Source organism: Xanthomonas sp. D-109 (genome assembly GCF_017746095.1).
Lineage (GTDB): Bacteria > Pseudomonadota > Gammaproteobacteria > Xanthomonadales > Xanthomonadaceae > Xanthomonas_A > Xanthomonas_A sacchari.
Map to the genome: position 1 here is coordinate 1 of NZ_JAGHWV010000001.1, position 15,664 is coordinate 15,664.

Here is a 15,664-nt window from a genome sequence, read left to right on the forward strand (position 1 = left end):
ACGCCCGCACCGGCGGCTCCGCCACCGGCGCCCGCCGAGTCGGGCGAGGCGCCGCGCGCCAGCGAACGCGAGCGCGCCGCCGCCTACCAGGCGCTGCACCGCGCCTTGCTGGCCGGGCTGCCGACCCAGGTCGGCCACCGCACCGAGAAGGGCGATTTCCTGGCGTCGCGGCAGCGCCGCTTCCTGCTGTTCCCCGGCTCGACGCTGGCGCGCAAGCCGCCGCCGTGGGTACTGCCGGCAACGCTGCTCGACACCCAGAAGGTGTGGGGCCTGACCAACGCGGCGATCGAGCCGGATTGGGTGATCGCCGAGTTGCCGCACCTGCTGGCGCGCAAGCATTTCGATCCGCACTGGTCGCGCGCGCAGGGGCAGGTGCTGGCCTCCGAGCAGATCAGCCTGTTCGGGCTGGTGCTGGCGCCGAAGAAGCCGGTGCACTACGGCCGCATCGATCCACCCGGTGCGCACGAGCTGTTCGTGCGCCAGGGCCTGGTGCCGGGCGAGATCAACACCCGCGCCAGCTTCGTCGCCGACAACCAGAAAGTGCTGGCGCAGGCGCATGAGGAAGAGGCCAAGCTGCGCCGCGCCGGCATCGTCGCCGACGAGGACTGGCAGGCGCGCTGGTACCTGGACCGGATTCCCGGCGAGATCCATTCCGCCTCCGGCCTGGACGCCTGGTGGAAGGCGCTGGCGCCGGAGCAGCGGCGCGCGCTGCACTGGTCGCTGGCCGATCTGCTGCCGGGCGAAGGCAGCGCGGCCGAGCGCTATCCCACGTACTTCCCGCTGGGCGATGCGCGGCTGCCGCTGCACTACCGATTCGAACCGGGTGCGGCCGACGACGGCGTGACCCTGGAAGTGCCGGTGCACCTGCTCAACGCGCTGGATCCGGCGCGGCTGTCGTGGCTGGCGCCGGGCTTCGTCGCCGACAAGGCGGCGGCGCTGATCCGCAGCCTGCCCAAGGCGCTGCGCCGCAACTACGTGCCGGCGCCGGATTTCGCCCGTGCGTTCTACGAGGCGTTCCCGCAGTCCAGCGCCGACGACATCCGCGGCGAGCTCGCGCGGTTCCTCCAGCGTGCCACCGGTGCGCCGCTGAGTGCGCTGGAGTTCGACGAGAGCACGCTGGAGCCGCATCTGCGCATGAACCTGCGCCTGCGCGACGAGGCCGGCAAGGTGCTGGCCGAATCGCGCGACCTGGACGCGCTGCGTGCGCGCTTCGGCGAGCGTGCCGGACAGGCCTTCGCCGCGCGCGCCGGCCGCGCCATGGCCGCGACCGGGCTGCGCGAATTCCCGGCCACGCCGATTCCGCTGCAGGTGCCGGGCGAAGCCGGCGTGCCGGCGTATCCGGCGCTGGTGGACGAGGCCGACAGCGCCGCGCTGCGCATCTTCGCCGACCGCGCGCAGGCCGAGGCCGCGCATCCGCGCGGCGTGCGCCGGTTGCTGGAGATCGCCCTGGCCGACAAGGGCAAGCAGGCGCGCAAGCAGTTGCCGGTGTCGCCCAAGACCGGCCTGTTGTACGCGGCGATCGAATCGCAGGAACGCCTGCGCGGCGATTTGGTGGAGGCGGCGTTGAACGCGCTGCTGGAGCAGGGGCTGGAGGCGATCCGCGATGCGGACAGTTTCGCCCAGCGTCGCGATGCCGCCGCCAAGCAGCTGTTCGGCGAGGCCATGGAGCGGCTGAAGCTGGCCGAGGCGATCATGGGTGCGGCGGCGGAGCTGAAGCCGCAACTGGAATCGCCGCTGATGGGCTGGGCCAGCGGCAACCTCGACGACCTGCGCGCGCAACTGGCGGCCCTGCTGCACCCGGGCTTCCTGCGCGAAACCCCGGCCACGGCCCTGGCGCAGTTCCCGCGCTATCTGCGCGCGATGATCCTGCGCGCCGAGCGCGCCAAGCGCGATCCCGCCCGCGACCAGGCGCGGATGCTGGAGCTGAAGCCGTTCGTCGACGCACTGGCCGAGGCGGCCGCGGCCGGACGCGGCGACACGCCGGATTGGCAGGCGCTGCGCTGGGATCTGGAAGAACTGCGCGTGTCGCTGTTCGCCCAGGAGCTGGGTGCTCGCGCCGGCATTTCGGCCAAGAAGCTGGCGCAGCGGGTGGCGCAACTGCGGTGATTCGGGATTCGGGATTGGGGATTGGTGGCGGGATTCCCGCGCTGTTTCTGCTATCCGTGGCCTGGGTGTTTGCGTTTGCAACTGTGGGAGGGGCTTCAGGGAGTCTCATCACCCGGGTTCGTCATACGCGGCATTGCATCTGTAGGAACGGCTTCAGCTGCGACGGCGTTCCCAGCAAGGCCTCGTCGCGGCTGAAGCCGCTCCTACGCGTACGCCCCAGGATGATTGAAGGTGCGCTGCATTCCCGACGCTCCGGCGGTAATGCGTCGGGGCTGAAGCCCCTCCCACAAAGGGAGATGCCCCGCGTGGAGTGGTCACGGCGACCGTTGTGGGAGGGACTTTAGTCCCGACGCATTGCCGCAAAAAGCGTCGGGACTGAAGCCCTTGCACAAGAAAGTTGCGCCGTGTGGAGGGCAAGCGAGTTGCGCGGTAATGGCACGTCTTTCGGGGAGCCAAGCGTCGACGCAGCAGCATCTTGCCGGTGTGGGGTAGGAGCGGCTTCAGCCGCGACCGTCGTGGCGCCATGCGTCGCGGCTGAAGCCGCTCCTACGACAAGAGAGGTGCGATCACGCCCCTCGATGTCTCAGCCGACAGCAATCCAGCGACTCCCCACTCCCCAATCCCCGCCCCTCAATCATCCACCCGCTCGCCCATCAGCTCGCGCTGGCGCTTGTCCAGTTCCTCGGCATAGCGCTTGCGCACGAAGCTTTCGCTGAGCACGCCCAGGACCTTGCCCTGCTCGTCGACCACCGCCAGTTCGTCGCTCTGGGTCAGGTCGAACTGGCGCATGGCGGTGACCACGTCGGTGTCGGCGGGCAGGGCCACGTCACGGTTGCCGGCGTAGTCGACGATGGCTGCGTCGGCGTTGACGCCGTCGGCGTAGGCGGCGGCCAGGGTGACCAGGCCGGCGTAATGGCCGCTCTCGTCCTCCAGCACCACGCGCGTGCCGGAGCCGAGCGGGAAGCGGCGGCGGAATTCGGCCACGCTGATGGTGGCGGCCAGCGGATGCACGTCCTTCTGCATCATCCGCCCGGCACTGAGGTGCTTGACCCAGCCGACGTCGCGCGCGCTCTTGATGGTCTCGCCGCGCAGGTGCAGGCGCCAGGTCGAGAACGAGTAGCCGAAGATCTGCCGGACGATGGTGTTGGCCACCAGCACCGCCACCATCACCGCGCTGGCCAGCACGAAGTCGTGGGTGCCCTCGAGCACCAGCATCGCCATCGTCATCGGCGCGCCGATCACCGCAGCGGCCATCGCCGCCATGCCGGCCAGCGACGCGGCGGTGCCGTCGACCAGGGCCATGCCGCTGCCGAGATTGAGCACGCCGGCGAATAGCCCGCCGACCAGCGAGCCCATGAACAGCGAGGCGAAGAACAGGCCGCCGCGAAAGCCGAAGCCCAGCGAGATGGCCGAGCCCAGGCACTTGAGCAGCAACAGGATGCCCAGCCAGCGCAGCGAGGTCGGGCTGGTCAGGTCCAGGTGCAGCGCGCCATGCCCGGAGGACAGCACCTGCGGCGTGATCAGCGCCAGCGGGATCAGCAGCAGGCCACCGGCCACCGGGCGTGCCCAGCGCGGCAGCGGGCTGCGGTTGATCGCCTGTTCGATCGCGCCGATCAGGCGCATCACCGCCACCGCCAGCAGGGCGCAGAGCACGCCCAGCAGCGCGTACAGCACGTAGTCGCGCGCCTCCAGCGCCGAGGCCGCCGAGGCCGGCAGCAGGTACGGCTGCACCCCGGCCAGCTGCGACACGAACACCGCACCCAGCGAGGCCACCGCCACCGGCGCCAGCGCCGATGGCGAGTACGCGCCGATCACGATCTCGAAGGCGTAGAACGCCCCGGCCAGTGGCGCACCGAACGCAGCGGCGATGGCTGCGCCGGCACCGGCGCCGACCAGGGTGCGGATGTCGGCGCGGCGCAGTCGCAGCACCCGGCCCAGGTGCGAGCCGCTGCCGGCGCCCATCTGCGTGTACGCCGCCTCCAGGCCGACCGAGGCGCCGACGCCGTTGGAGAACAGGGTCTGCACGGAGACGATCAGGTTGTCGCGCATCGACATGCGGCCGCCGTACAGCGCGTTGGCTTCGACGGCGTCGACCAGTTGTCGCTTGCGCGCGCGTGCGGCCATGCCCAGCAGGCCGACCAGCAGCCCGCCCAGCGGCAGCACCAGCAACTGGTGCACGCTCAGTTCGGACATGGCGCTGAGCCGCTCGTCGGCCTCCAGGCCGTACAGCAGGGCCTGCGCGCCGTGCGCCAGGCTGCTCTGCAACAGGGTCAGCAGGCCGGCGATCACGCCGACCAGCAGGGCCAGGGCGATGAACCAGACATCGCTGGCGCGCAGGCGCCGGCGCAGCGCGTCGGCGAGGCTGTGCGAGGCGTCGGCCAGTCCCGGCCGCGGACGCATGTTCACGGCGCGCGACCCTATTTGACGCGGCGGACCTTGGCGCGGGTGTTGTAGGTGCCGACCTGCATGTACCAGACGCCGGCGATGCCGGGGGTGATCTTCACCTTGGGCGCGGTGAGGTGCACGCTGGACAGGCTCGCCGCCTCGGTCTGTTCCCACTCCTGGCCGTTGGCCAGCACGTACTTGCGGCCCTTGCCGAAGCCGGTGAAGTCGCCAACCAGGGTGCTCTCGATCGGCTCGGCGCTGCCGAAGTCGAAGAAGCCGCGGTTCTTGGTGATCACCTCGCGGCGGCCTTCTTCCTTGGCCTTTTCCAGCGCCACCGCGGTTTCCTTGGCGACCTTGCCCTGCAGCCAGTCGTTCAGCGCGGCCAGTTCCTGTGGCGAGAGCTTGTCCAACCCGGCCGCCTTGAACTCCTGCGGCGACATCTGCGTCTGCAGATCGCCGGAGACGGTGCGCTGGGCGAGCGCCGGGGTAGCGGACACGGCGAGCGCCGCGCACAAGACCAGGGGAGCGAGACGCGCAAGGGACATGGCGGGGATCCGGGCGGTGGGATGCGGCGTAGTGTAGTCGCATGCACGCGGCGCCGGCACTGCGCCTGGCGCCGGTGGCGGCCGCTCGGTCCTCGCCGGGTTCGGCCGCGGCTGCGACGCGCCGATGCGGCGCGACGGCGCTTGCCCCGGCGATCGACCCTTTCGTCCCTCGCCGGTCCCGCTCGTCCCACAGGCCACGCCCGGGTGCATGGCCATGGGTACACTTGCCCACGATGAACGCGCCATCTCACTCCCCGGCGGCCAGTGCCCACGCCGCCAACGGCGCGGCATTCACCCGGAACGTCCTGATCGTGTTGTGGACCGCGTTCTGGCTGCTCATGATCGGCGTGTCCGTGCAGGAGGGCCTGCGCAATCCGCTCACTCACTGGTGGGAACAGGTGCTGTGGGAGGGAAGTTCCGCGCTGGTCGCGACCGGCTGGATGTGGCTCGCCTTCCGGGTGCGCGGCCGTTATGCGGTTCACCTGGACAAGCCGCTGCTCTGGTTCGGCAGCTACCTGCGCTGGTTGCCGGTGGTTGCCGTCACCTTCGTCGCCGCGGTGTATGCGATCCGGCACGGGGTCTATAACGCACTGGACCTGACCTATACGCACCCGAGCTGGCGCTACCTCTTCGTGTACGAGACCACCAAGCTGAGCGTCTTCGTGGGCCTGTGGTTGGGGATTCTGTTCGGGCTCGAGTCCTACGACCAGTGGCAGCTGCAGCGCAATCGCCTGCTGCAAACGCAGAAGGCGCTGGCCGAGGCGCAGCTGGCGCGCCTCCAGGGGCAGCTGCGGCCGCATTTCCTGTTCAACGCGCTCAATACCGTCTCGTCGGTGATGCATATCGACGTGGCACGGGCCGATCGCCTGCTGGCGGCACTGGGCGATCTGCTGCGCACCAGCCTCGGGACCATCGAGAGCGAGATGACACCGCTGTCCGCGGAACTGCGTACGCTGGAGCTGTATGCGGAGATCATGCGCGAGCGGTTCCGGGATCGGGTGACGTTGACCTGGCAGGTGGATCCCGCGCTGCTGCACGCCAGCATTCCGGCACTCCTGCTGCAGCCCTTGCTCGAGAATGCCTTCAAGCATGCCGTCGAGCCGACCTTGGCACGCATCGACATCGCGGTCAGTGCGCGGGCGGAAGGCGGTTCGCTGTACATCGAGGTGCACAACTCCGGCTCCCTGCTGCCGATGCAGGAGGGGCATGGCGGAGTGGGATTGCGCAACTGCCGGGAGCGTCTGCGCATCCTCTACGGCCATGCGGCATCCTTGATCGTCCGCAACGAGGGCGATGGCGTGGCCGCACGCGTCTCGATCCCGCTGGCGGAGATCGCGCGATGATCCGCGTCCTGATCGCCGACGACGAAGCGCCGGCCCGCGAAAAGCTCGAGCGCTGGTTGGCGGAGCAACCCGGCATCGCCGTGGTCGGATCGGCCGAGGACGGATTGTCTGCGGCGCTGTGCATCAAGCAGCTGCGCCCGCACGTGGCCTTTCTCGACATCCAGATGCCCACGCTCTCGGGACTGCAGGTGGCGGCGCAGCTCGAGCCGTCGAGCGCGCCGCTGATCGTGTTCGTGACCGCCTTCGACGTGCATGCCGTGAAGGCATTCGACCTCAATGCGATCGACTACCTGCTCAAGCCGTACGACCGTGACCGGCTCGCGCATACCGTGCAGCGCGTGCGCGAGCGGCTGAACGCGCACGCGTCCGGAGCCGCCGCGGTGGCGATGGGACGCGCGCGCAGTCCGAGATGCGAGCGCCTGCTGGTGCCCGACGGCGAGCGGCTGCAGCTGATCGATGCGGCATCGATAGAATGGCTGGAAGCGGACGGCAACTACGTGCATGTGCATACCGCCGCGCGCAGCTACCTGATGCGCCGGACGCTGCAGGATCTGCTGGCGCAGCTGGGCGAACAGCACTTCGTCCGCATCCATCGGTCGGCCGCGGCGAACCTCGCCTGCATCGTGTCGCTCACGCCGCTGTTCAAGGGCGACTACGAACTCCATCTCCGCAACGGCCGCACCCTGCGGCTCAGCCGGCGCTATCGCGACGCCCTGTTCGCCCGCATGGGCTGGTAGCGTCCGCCTCGCCCCGGCGGGCCTCCGTCCGCCCCAAAGCCGCTGCTGGCCAGCTGCCGTTGGCTCAGGCTCCCGGGTATCGCCGAGACAGGGGACTCCATCCATGCTTGCCACCACCCACCCGCAGGAACGCTACGAGTTCCTGGACTGGTTGCGCGTCATCGCCATTTTCGTGCTCTTCTTCTTCCATACCGGGATGATCTTCGTCGGCTGGGGCTGGCATGTCGTCAACAGCCAGACCATCCCGTCGCTGCAGTGGCCGATGGATATCGCCCACCGTTTGCGCATGCCGTTGTTGTTCGTCATCGCCGGGGCCGGCATGTGGTTCGCGCTGCAGCGGCGCAGTGCAGCGGCGTTCCTGCAGGAACGGACGAAGAAACTGCTCCTGCCGCTGATCGTCGGCATGTTCGTGGTCGTCCCGCCGCAGATCTACTACGAACGGCTGCTGCATGGGCAATGGCATGGAGGCTATCTGGATTTCTACCTGACCCGCGTTCTGCAGTTGCATTTCTACCCGGCTGGGGACTTTAGCTGGCACCACCTGTGGTTCATCCTGTACCTCTACGCCTACGTCCTGCTGCTGCTCCCCGTCATGCTGTGGTGGAAGCGATCGGCAAAACCCATCGCGCCAGGGACCTGGCTCTTTCTGCTGGGGATTCCTCTCGGCATCAACGAAGCCCTGCTGAAACTGCGCTTCCCGGAGGCGCACAATCTCGTCAGCGACTGGTACATCTTCAACCACTACCTGCTGCTGACGGCCTACGGATACGTCATGGCATCCATGCCCGGTGTCTGGCAGTGGCTCGCCGATGTCCGCAGGTGGTCGCTCGCCGTGGGTCTGGCGACATTCTTCCTGCTGATCTGGGCGCTCACCACGGGCGTCATCCAGCACGGCTCGCTGATCGACAGCATCGGCGCCAATCTCTTCACCTGGCTATGGCAGATGGTGTTTCTCGGCTACGGGTACCGCTATCTGTCCCGTACAAACAGCGTGCTTGCCTGGGCGAAGGACGCCAGCTATCCCTTCTACATCCTGCACCAGACGATCATTGTCATGATCGGCTACTACGTCGTCCAATGCGCGTGGGCGCCATGGATCAAATACATCGTCATCCTGCTGCTTAGCATGGCTGCATGCCTTGTGCTTTACGAAGGATGCCTGCGCAGGGTTGCAGGACTGCGACTTGCTTTCGGGATGAGGGAGGCGCCTGCGCGCGCATGACCACGCACGGCGTGGCGGGCGCCGCTGGCGGTGCGGCCGCGGCAGCTCAGTCGTCGGCGGCCGCGGCGGTGGCCGGCGTGCGCGGCGGCCGCCGGTACACGAACGGTGGGGCCGGCGCAGCGGCTTCGCGCTGTGCCAGCGCCTGCAGCGCCGCGTGCGCCGGGGCGCGTTCGCACACCGGGTCCAGGGTCGCGGCATCGCCGCTCAGCGCCAGCGCCTGGCAGCGGCAGCCGCCCCAGTCGATTTCGCGTTTCGGACACTCCTGGCAGACCTGCGGCATCCAGGCGCTGCCGCGGAAGCGCACGAAGGCCTCGCCGTCTTCCCAGATCGCCGCCAGCGGGCGCGTGCGCAGGCTCTCGAAGCGCATGTCCGGCAAGGTCTCGGCGGCGTGGCAGGGCAACACGTCGCCGCGCGGGGAGATGTTGACGAAGCGCTGGCCCCAGCCGCCCATGCAGGCCTTGGGCCGGTGCGCGTAGTAGTCGGGGGTGACGAAGTCGATGTGCAGGCGGTCCTGCAGGCGCAGCCGGGCGGCATCCACCGCGGCCACGGTGGCGTCGATCTGCGCGCGGCTGGGCATCAGCGCGGCGCGATTGCGCAGGCCCCAGCCGTAGTATTGGGTGTGCGCCACTTCCAGGCGTTCGGCGCCCAGTTCCAGCGCCAGCTCGATCATCGCCGGCACGCGTTCGGCATTGTGGCGGTGGATCACCGCGTTGATCGTCAGCGGCAGGTCGAGCGCGCGCACCGCCGCGGCGAAGGCGCGCTTCTTGGCCAGGCTGTCGCGGTAGCCGGCGATGCGGTCGGCGCCGGCGGCGTCGGCGTCCTGGACGCTCAACTGCACGTGTTCCAGCCCGGCCGCGGCCAGGTCCGCCAGCATCGGCGCGCCACCGGCCACGCCGGAGGTGATCAGGTTGCTGTACAGGCCCAGTGCACGCGCATGCGCCACCAGTGCGGGCAGGTCCTTGCGCAGCATCGGTTCGCCGCCGGAGAAATGCGCCTGCAGCACGCCCATCGCCGCGGCCTGGTCCAGCGCCGAGCGCCAGCCGGCCGTGTCCAGTTCCTCGCGCAGGCCGGCCAGTGCGATGGGGTTGGAGCAATACGGGCAGGCCAGCGGGCAGCGATGGGTCAGCTCCAGCAGGATCGACAGCGGCGGCGGCACCGGGGCGTTCATGCGCGCAGCAGCCGCTTGGCGTGCAACTGCTGCGCCAGTTCGCGCACGTCGTGTTCGACCTCGGCCGGGTCGGCCTCGAATTCGGCGGCCAGTTCCGCCGCGATCGCCGCCAGGCTGCGCGCGCCGTCGCAGCGCGAGACGATGGCGTGGGCGATGGCGTCCAGTTCGATCACCCGCTCCGGCGCCAGCAGCACCCATTGGTCGCGCGTGCGGTCGTGCTGCAGGCGGACGCCGGCGGCGAGCCGCGGCTGGCTGCTGGCGTCCAGCGCGCTCATGCCGCAGCCTGCGCAGTGTCCGGGACGAACGCGTCCGGCCAGGCCACGCCCGGTTGCACATAGGCGAAGTGCAGCGCATCCAGTTGCGACCACAGCACGCCGCACTTGAAGCGCAGCGCGTCCTGCACCAGTTGCTGCTTCTCCATGGTGTCGGCGTGGCGCTTGACGTAGTCCAGGGCGAAGTCCGAATCGCGCGGCGCCTCGTGCAGGCGATGCTCGAAGTACGCCAGCGCCTCGCGCGAGACGAAGTCGTAGTGCTGCAGCATGCCGGCGACGCGGTGGCCGATGATGCCGGGGGCGAACAATTCGGTCAGCGACGAGGCGATCGCTTCCAGCAGGCTCTTCTCGCGCACGAAGTGCAGGTAGGCCTGCACCGCGAAGCGGGTGCCGGGCAGCAGGCCGCGCCCGGACTGCACCAGGTCGCGATCCAGTCCCAGCGCGTCGGTCAGGTGCAGCCAGCGGGCGATGCCGCCTTCGCCCTCGGCGCTGCCGTCGTGGTCGACGATGCGCTGGCGCCAGATGCGGCGCAGCGCCGGGTCGTCCATCCGCGCCAGGATCGCCGCGTCCTTCAGCGGGATGCAGCGTTGGTACTCGTAGCGGTTCAGCGCCCAGGCCTGGACCTGGCCGCGGTTCAGGCGGCCGCTGTGCAGCAGGGCGTGGAAGGGGTGCTGGTCGTGGTACAGCCGCGCGCCGATCCCGCGCAGCGCGGTTTCCAGTTGTTCCGGGCTCAGCAGTGCGCTCACGGGGTCGGTCTCGCAGGCGATGGGGTGGCAGGGGTCACAGCGCGATCTCCATGCCGTCGTGGGCCACGTCCCAGCCGTGCGCGGCGACGGTGGCGCGCTCGGCGGAGCCGGCATCGAGGATGGGGTTGGTGGTGTTGATGTGGATGAAGACCTTGCGGGCCACGCCCAGGTCGGCGAAGGCGCGCAGGGTGCCGGCCTCGCCGTCGATGCTCATGTGGCCCATGCGCTGGCCGGTCTTGGCGCTGATGCCCAACTGCACCAGCTCGTCGTCGCGCCACAGGGTGCCGTCGAAGAACACCAGTTCGGCGCCGCGCAGGCGCTCGCGCAACGCGTCGGTCAGCGCCGCGCAGCCGGGGATGTAGTGCAGGCGGTGCGTGCCGTCGTCGATGGTCAGGCCCAGCGTCTCCTCGGCCGAGCCGGCCAGGTCGCCGCTGTGGCGGGATTCCATGAACAGCGGCACCTTGCCCGGCACCGCGAACGGCGTGACCTGCAGGCCGAGCAGCGACAGCGGTGTGTCCAGGGCGAACGGATGGCGGTGCACGTAGGCCGGGTGCAGCGCGTCGAACACCGGGTTCTGCGCCAGCAGGTCGAGCACGCGGCTGCTCGCGTACAGGTCGAAGCGCTGGCTTTCGCGCATCGACAGCAACCCGGCGATATGGTCGATCTCGCCGCTGGTCAGCAGGACCGCCTCGATCGGCGAATGGCGCTGGTCGCGCTGCGGCCACAGCGCCGGCGAGGCCAGCACCTGCTGGCGGAAATCGGGTGAGGCGTTGATCAGCAGCCAGCGCTGGCGGTCGACGCTGACCGCGATGCTGGCCTGGGTACGGCGTTGGGCACCCGGGTGTTGCTGCCACGCGCGTTGGCTCGCGGGCGTGTGGCAGTTCCACTGCGGATGCCCTCCGCCTGCCGCCGATCCCAAAACGATGAGGTGCATCCGGTCTCCGTTGATGGCGCCTGGCCGGTCGCGCTTCGGTCGTGGGAAGGGAGGAGTGCGCGGGTCAGAGCTCGCCGGAGGCGTAGCAGTTGATTTCCGCGCCGACGCAGATCTCGCGGATCACAGGCTTGTTCCACTTCTTCATGTGCGTTCCTCTTCGAGTCGGTCCAGGGACGACGGCAGCGGCGCATGCAGACTGCAGCGGGTCGCCGTCGCGTTCGAGCATAGGCGCGGGGATTTGGGCGGTTGTGAAATTCCGGTAAAACCGCCGCAAGTCGCAACCGGATCACAGTGACGCGGCGGTGCGTATCCGCCGGGCGCCCCCCGCGCGCGGCCGGCGCAATTGTGAGAACGCGCACAAGCGCGTTAGTGTAGGCGGCACCGTTTCGTCGACTGCGTCCGTCCTTGAACCACACCGTCCACTCCGGCCTGGAGGCGTTGCTGCAGCGCCCGTCGGCCGCGACCCTGGCGCCCGCCCTGCGCGCGGCGCTGCTGCAGGCCTGGCAGGCACAGGCCGAGCCGCTGCCGCGGCTGCCGTGGCCGGTGCTGGCCGACACCCTGGACGCGCTGGCGCTGCTGTCCGCCGACGAGGCGTCGCTGCTGGCCGCGCTGCTGTTCGACCTGCCGGCCTTGCGCGCACAGTTGCCGCAGCTGCCGGTTGCGCCACCGGCGCGGGCGCAGGCGGTGGCCGGTCTGCTGGAGGCGCAGGACGCCGCCGACCCGGTGTGGGCGCTGCATGCCGGGCGCGAGGCCGGGCGCAACAGCGAAGGCCTGCGCCGGCTGCTGCTGTCGATCGTGCAGGATCTGCGGGTGGTGCCGATCCTGCTGGCGCGGCAACTGGCGCAGATGCGCGTGGCCGACAAGGCGCCGGAGGCGCAGCGCCGCGCGCTGGCGCAGCTGACCCGCGACATCCACGCGCCGCTGGCCAACCGCCTGGGCATCTGGCAACTGAAATGGGAGCTGGAGGATCTGGCGTTCCGGCACCTGGAACCTGACACCTACCGGCGCATCGCCCGCGAGGTCGACGAGAGCCGGGTGGCGCGCGAGCGCTACATCGAGGCGGTCAAGAAGATCCTGTCCAAGGCGCTGGCCGAGCAGGGCCTGCGCGCGGAGATCAGCGGACGGCCCAAGCACATCTACAGCATCTGGCGGAAGATGCAGAAGAAGCGCCTGGCCTTCGACCAGCTGTACGACCTGCGCGCGGTGCGGGTGATGGTCGACGACGTCGCCGCCTGCTATGCCGCGCTGGGCGTGGTGCATGCGCTGTGGGCGCCGGTGCCCAGCGAGTTCGACGACTACATCGCCCGGCCCAAGGCCAACGACTACCGCTCGCTGCACACCGCGGTGGTCGGCCCGGAAGGCCGCACGATCGAGGTGCAGATCCGCACCCACGACATGCATGCGCAGGCCGAGCTGGGCGTGGCCGCACACTGGAAGTACAAGGAAGGCGGCAAGGGCGCGGAGAAGGCCTTCGACCGCAAGATCACCTGGATGCGGCAACTGCTGGAACAGTCGCAGGACGGCGAGCAGGGCGGCCTGGCCGGGGCACTGGACGCGGAGCTGGTCGAGGACCGGGTGTATGCGCTGACCCCGATGGGCGAGGTGATCGACCTGCCGCAGGGCGCCACGCCGCTGGATTTCGCCTACCACGTGCACACCATGGTCGGGCACCGCTGCCGCGGCGCCAAGGTCAACAACCGCATCGTGCCGCTGACCCACAAGCTGCGCAGCGGCGACCGCGTGGAGATCCTCACCGGCAAGGAGGCCGAGCCGCGCCGCGACTGGCTGCTGCCGGCCAACGGCTACCTGGCCAGTGGGCGTTCGCGCGACAAGGTGCGCGCCTGGTTCCACAAGCTGGACCGCGCGCGCAACGTGCAGGCCGGCAAGGACCTGCTGGAGCGCGAGCTCAAGCGCCTGGGACTGCAGCAGGCCGACCTGCTGCCGGCGGCGAAGAAGTTCCATGCCGATGGCGTGGAGGAGCTGTACATCCAGGTCGCGCTGGGCGACGTCGGCCCCAGCCAGGTCGGGCGCGCGCTGCACGAGGCCGAGCGCGCCGCGGCGCAGCCGGCGACGCCGGCCATGCCGCGGCCGACCGCGCGGCGCACCGGCCTGGGCAAATCCAAGTTCACCGTGCAGGGCGTGGGCAATCTGCTGGTGCAACTGGCGCGCTGCTGCCAGCCGGTGGCCGGCGAGCCGATCGCCGGGTATCTCACCCGCACCCGTGGCGTCACCGTGCATCGCAGCGACTGCGCCGCGTTCGCGCGGCTGGCTGCCAGCCATCCGCAACGGGTGCTGCCGGTGGAATGGGGCCAGGCCGGCGGCGGCTACGAGGTCGACGTGCTGGTGCGCGCGGTGGACCGGCGCTGGCTGCTCAAGGACATCACCAACCTGATCGCCCAGGAAGAGGCGCACGTGCTGGAGATCAACAGCGAGAACGTGCGCGACAGCGGCCTGGCGCAACTGCGGCTGCGGCTGAAGGTCGGCGATTACGGGCAATTGTCGACCTTGCTCGGCAAGCTCGACGCGCTGCCGGGCGTGCACGAGGCGCGGCGGCTGGGCTGAGGGGCGGCGGTGCGGCGTCCGCAGGCGCGCCGGCCGCGGGGTCGCCCGCCGTGGGAATGGCCGGCGCCATGCACAGCTGTTCGTCATCGGGCCGACGCTAAGCTTGCGCGGTGAGCATGCCGCCGGACCAGGTCAGGGACGAACCCACGCGCAGGCAGCGGCCGGTGCCGCTGTGGCGCGATCGGCGTGTCTGGCGCTGGGCGCTGGCGGTGCTGCTGGTGCTGGGGATGGCCGTGGTGGTGTTCCGCCGCCCGCTGGCCGACCTGATCTGGCCGGAGACGCGCATCCAGCAGTTGCTCGATCAGGGCCACGCGGCGCTGCGCGCGGGCCGGCTCAGCGCCGCCGACGGCAGCGGCGCGCGCGAGCGCTTCGAAGCCGCGCTGGCGCTGGACAGCGACCGCATGCAGGCGCGCATCGGCTTGGCCGCGACCGGGCGTGCGGCACTGGGGCAGGCGCGTGCGGCGCTGGCCGCCGGGCGCTATCCGCAGGCGCGCGAGGCGCTGGCGCTGGCGCGCGCGCTGCAAGTGCCGCGCGCCGATGCCGACCGCATCGAGGCGGCACTGCGCGCGCGCGAGGCCGCGCACGCCGGCATCGACCAACTGCTGCAGCGGGCGGCGCAGGCGCGCCGCGACGGGCATCTGGACGATGGCCCGGACGCGGCCCTGCCGCTGTACCAGCGGGTGCTGGAGTACGCCCCGGAACGCACCACGGCGCTGGAAGGCCGCGAGGATGCATTGTCGGAACTGCTGCAGCACGCACGCGGCGATCTGGCGCGCGGCGACCTGGCCGCTGCCGCGGCGCTGGTGGAGCGCGCGCGCGGCTACGACCCCGGCCATGTCGACCTGCCCGAGACCCAGGCGGAACTGAACCGGGCGCTGGAGCGCCTGCAGCGCGAGGCCGAGCAGGCCTTGCGCCGGCAACGCCTGGATGCGGCGGCACACGCGTTTGCGCAGTGGCACGCGGCGGTGCCGGATGCGCCCGGCGCCAGCGACGGCCTGGAGCGGGTGGCGGCGGCCTATGCGTTGCAGGCGAGCCGTGCCGCCGCCGATTTCCGTTTCGGCGAGGCCGAGCGCGCCTTGCGCAAGGGCCAGGCCCTGGCACCGGACAGCCGCGCGCTGGCCGATGCGAAGCAGGCGTTGCAGCGCGCCCGGCAAAGCCAGGCCACGCCGCCTTCGCGGGTGTCGCCGGCCGAGCGCGAGCGGCGCCTGCAGCGTCTGCTGGCCGATCTGCAGGCCGCCGAGGCGCGTGGCGACTGGCTCACCCCGCCCGGCGCCAGCGCCTACGACACCTTGCTGGCGGCGCAGACCCTGGCGCCGCGCGATGCGCGGGTGCGCGCGGCCGAGCAGCGCGTGCTGGCGGCGCTGCGACGCTGTTTCGACGATGCCATGCGCGGCAACCGGGTGCTGGCGGCGAGCGCCTGCTACGACGCCTGGCGCGCGCTGGCGCCGGGCGGCAACGGCCTGGCCACCGCGCGCCGGCGTCTGGCGCAGCGCTGGCTGGCGGTCGGCGACGAGCGCCTGAGCGGCGGCGATGCCGCGTTCGCGCGGCAGGCGCTGCAACGCGCCCGCGCGATCGACCCGGCCACCCCGGAACTGGCCGCCTTCGAGCGCCGTTTGCGCAGCCTCAGTCCTGGGCGTTAGTGCA

General features: G+C 70.6%; 12 protein-coding genes. 6 read left to right on the forward strand and 6 right to left on the reverse strand.

The features are described 5' to 3' along the window. Positions 1-2,106 (forward strand): DUF3418 domain-containing protein (locus J7357_RS00005; RefSeq protein WP_209244112.1); only part of this gene is annotated, 2,106 nt, incomplete at its 5' end. A 630-nt stretch (positions 2,107-2,736) separates the two neighbouring features. Here J7357_RS00005 and J7357_RS00010 read toward each other — a convergent pair. Next, on the reverse strand, positions 2,737-4,506 hold the full coding sequence (locus tag J7357_RS00010) for a chloride channel protein (RefSeq protein ID WP_209244849.1): 1,770 nt from the start codon (positions 4,504-4,506) through the stop codon (positions 2,737-2,739). A gap of 17 nt (positions 4,507-4,523) precedes the next feature. Then, complete coding sequence (locus J7357_RS00015) at positions 4,524-5,036, reverse strand: hypothetical protein (RefSeq protein WP_209244113.1); 513 nt, start codon at positions 5,034-5,036, stop codon at positions 4,524-4,526. Positions 5,037-5,269: 233 nt separating this feature from the next. Between J7357_RS00015 and J7357_RS00020 the strand changes: the two genes are divergently transcribed. The 3 genes from J7357_RS00020 (at position 5,270) to J7357_RS00030 (ending at position 8,338) form a co-directional block, all read left to right on the forward strand. Continuing rightward, the gene (locus J7357_RS00020) at positions 5,270-6,379 is read left to right on the forward strand and encodes a histidine kinase (protein ID WP_209244114.1); all 1,110 of its coding nucleotides are present in this window, start codon (positions 5,270-5,272) and stop codon (positions 6,377-6,379) included. Next, positions 6,376-7,116, forward strand: a complete 741-nt coding sequence (locus J7357_RS00025; protein ID WP_209244115.1) for a LytTR family DNA-binding domain-containing protein — start codon at positions 6,376-6,378, stop codon at positions 7,114-7,116. Before J7357_RS00020 ends, J7357_RS00025 begins: the two co-directional genes overlap by 4 nt. Positions 7,117-7,219: 103 nt before the next feature. Beyond that, positions 7,220-8,338 carry an acyltransferase family protein gene (locus J7357_RS00030; protein ID WP_209244116.1) on the forward strand — a complete coding sequence of 373 codons (1,119 nt, stop codon included), beginning with the start codon at positions 7,220-7,222 and terminating at the stop codon, positions 8,336-8,338. Between the two features lie 46 nt (positions 8,339-8,384). Here J7357_RS00030 and pqqE read toward each other — a convergent pair whose 3' ends face one another. From pqqE to pqqB, 4 genes are read right to left on the reverse strand one after another with little or no spacing between them, the layout of a single operon-like run. Beyond that, entirely contained in the window at positions 8,385-9,506 is a 1,122-nt protein-coding gene (pqqE, locus tag J7357_RS00035; RefSeq protein WP_209244117.1) for a pyrroloquinoline quinone biosynthesis protein PqqE, read from the reverse strand. Continuing rightward, a complete protein-coding gene (pqqD, locus tag J7357_RS00040) occupies positions 9,503-9,781 on the reverse strand; it encodes a pyrroloquinoline quinone biosynthesis peptide chaperone PqqD (RefSeq protein WP_209244118.1) in 279 nt (92 codons plus the stop codon). Before pqqD ends, pqqE begins: the two co-directional genes overlap by 4 nt. Continuing rightward, entirely contained in the window at positions 9,778-10,524 is a 747-nt protein-coding gene (gene pqqC, locus J7357_RS00045) for a pyrroloquinoline-quinone synthase PqqC (RefSeq protein ID WP_209244119.1), read from the reverse strand. Before pqqC ends, pqqD begins: the two co-directional genes overlap by 4 nt. A 34-nt stretch (positions 10,525-10,558) precedes the next feature. Next, positions 10,559-11,458 (reverse strand): pyrroloquinoline quinone biosynthesis protein PqqB, encoded by a 900-nt coding sequence (pqqB, locus tag J7357_RS00050; protein WP_209244120.1) that lies wholly within the window; start codon positions 11,456-11,458, stop codon positions 10,559-10,561. Positions 11,459-11,863: 405 nt separating this feature from the next. On the opposite strand from pqqB, the gene J7357_RS00060 reads away from it, so the two are divergent. Beyond that, positions 11,864-14,020, forward strand: a complete 2,157-nt coding sequence (locus J7357_RS00060) for a bifunctional (p)ppGpp synthetase/guanosine-3',5'-bis(diphosphate) 3'-pyrophosphohydrolase (RefSeq protein WP_209244122.1) — start codon at positions 11,864-11,866, stop codon at positions 14,018-14,020. Positions 14,021-14,247: 227 nt separating this feature from the next. Continuing rightward, a complete protein-coding gene (locus tag J7357_RS00065) occupies positions 14,248-15,660 on the forward strand; it encodes a hypothetical protein (protein WP_209244850.1) in 1,413 nt (470 codons plus the stop codon). Positions 15,661-15,664: the final 4 nt, after the last annotated feature.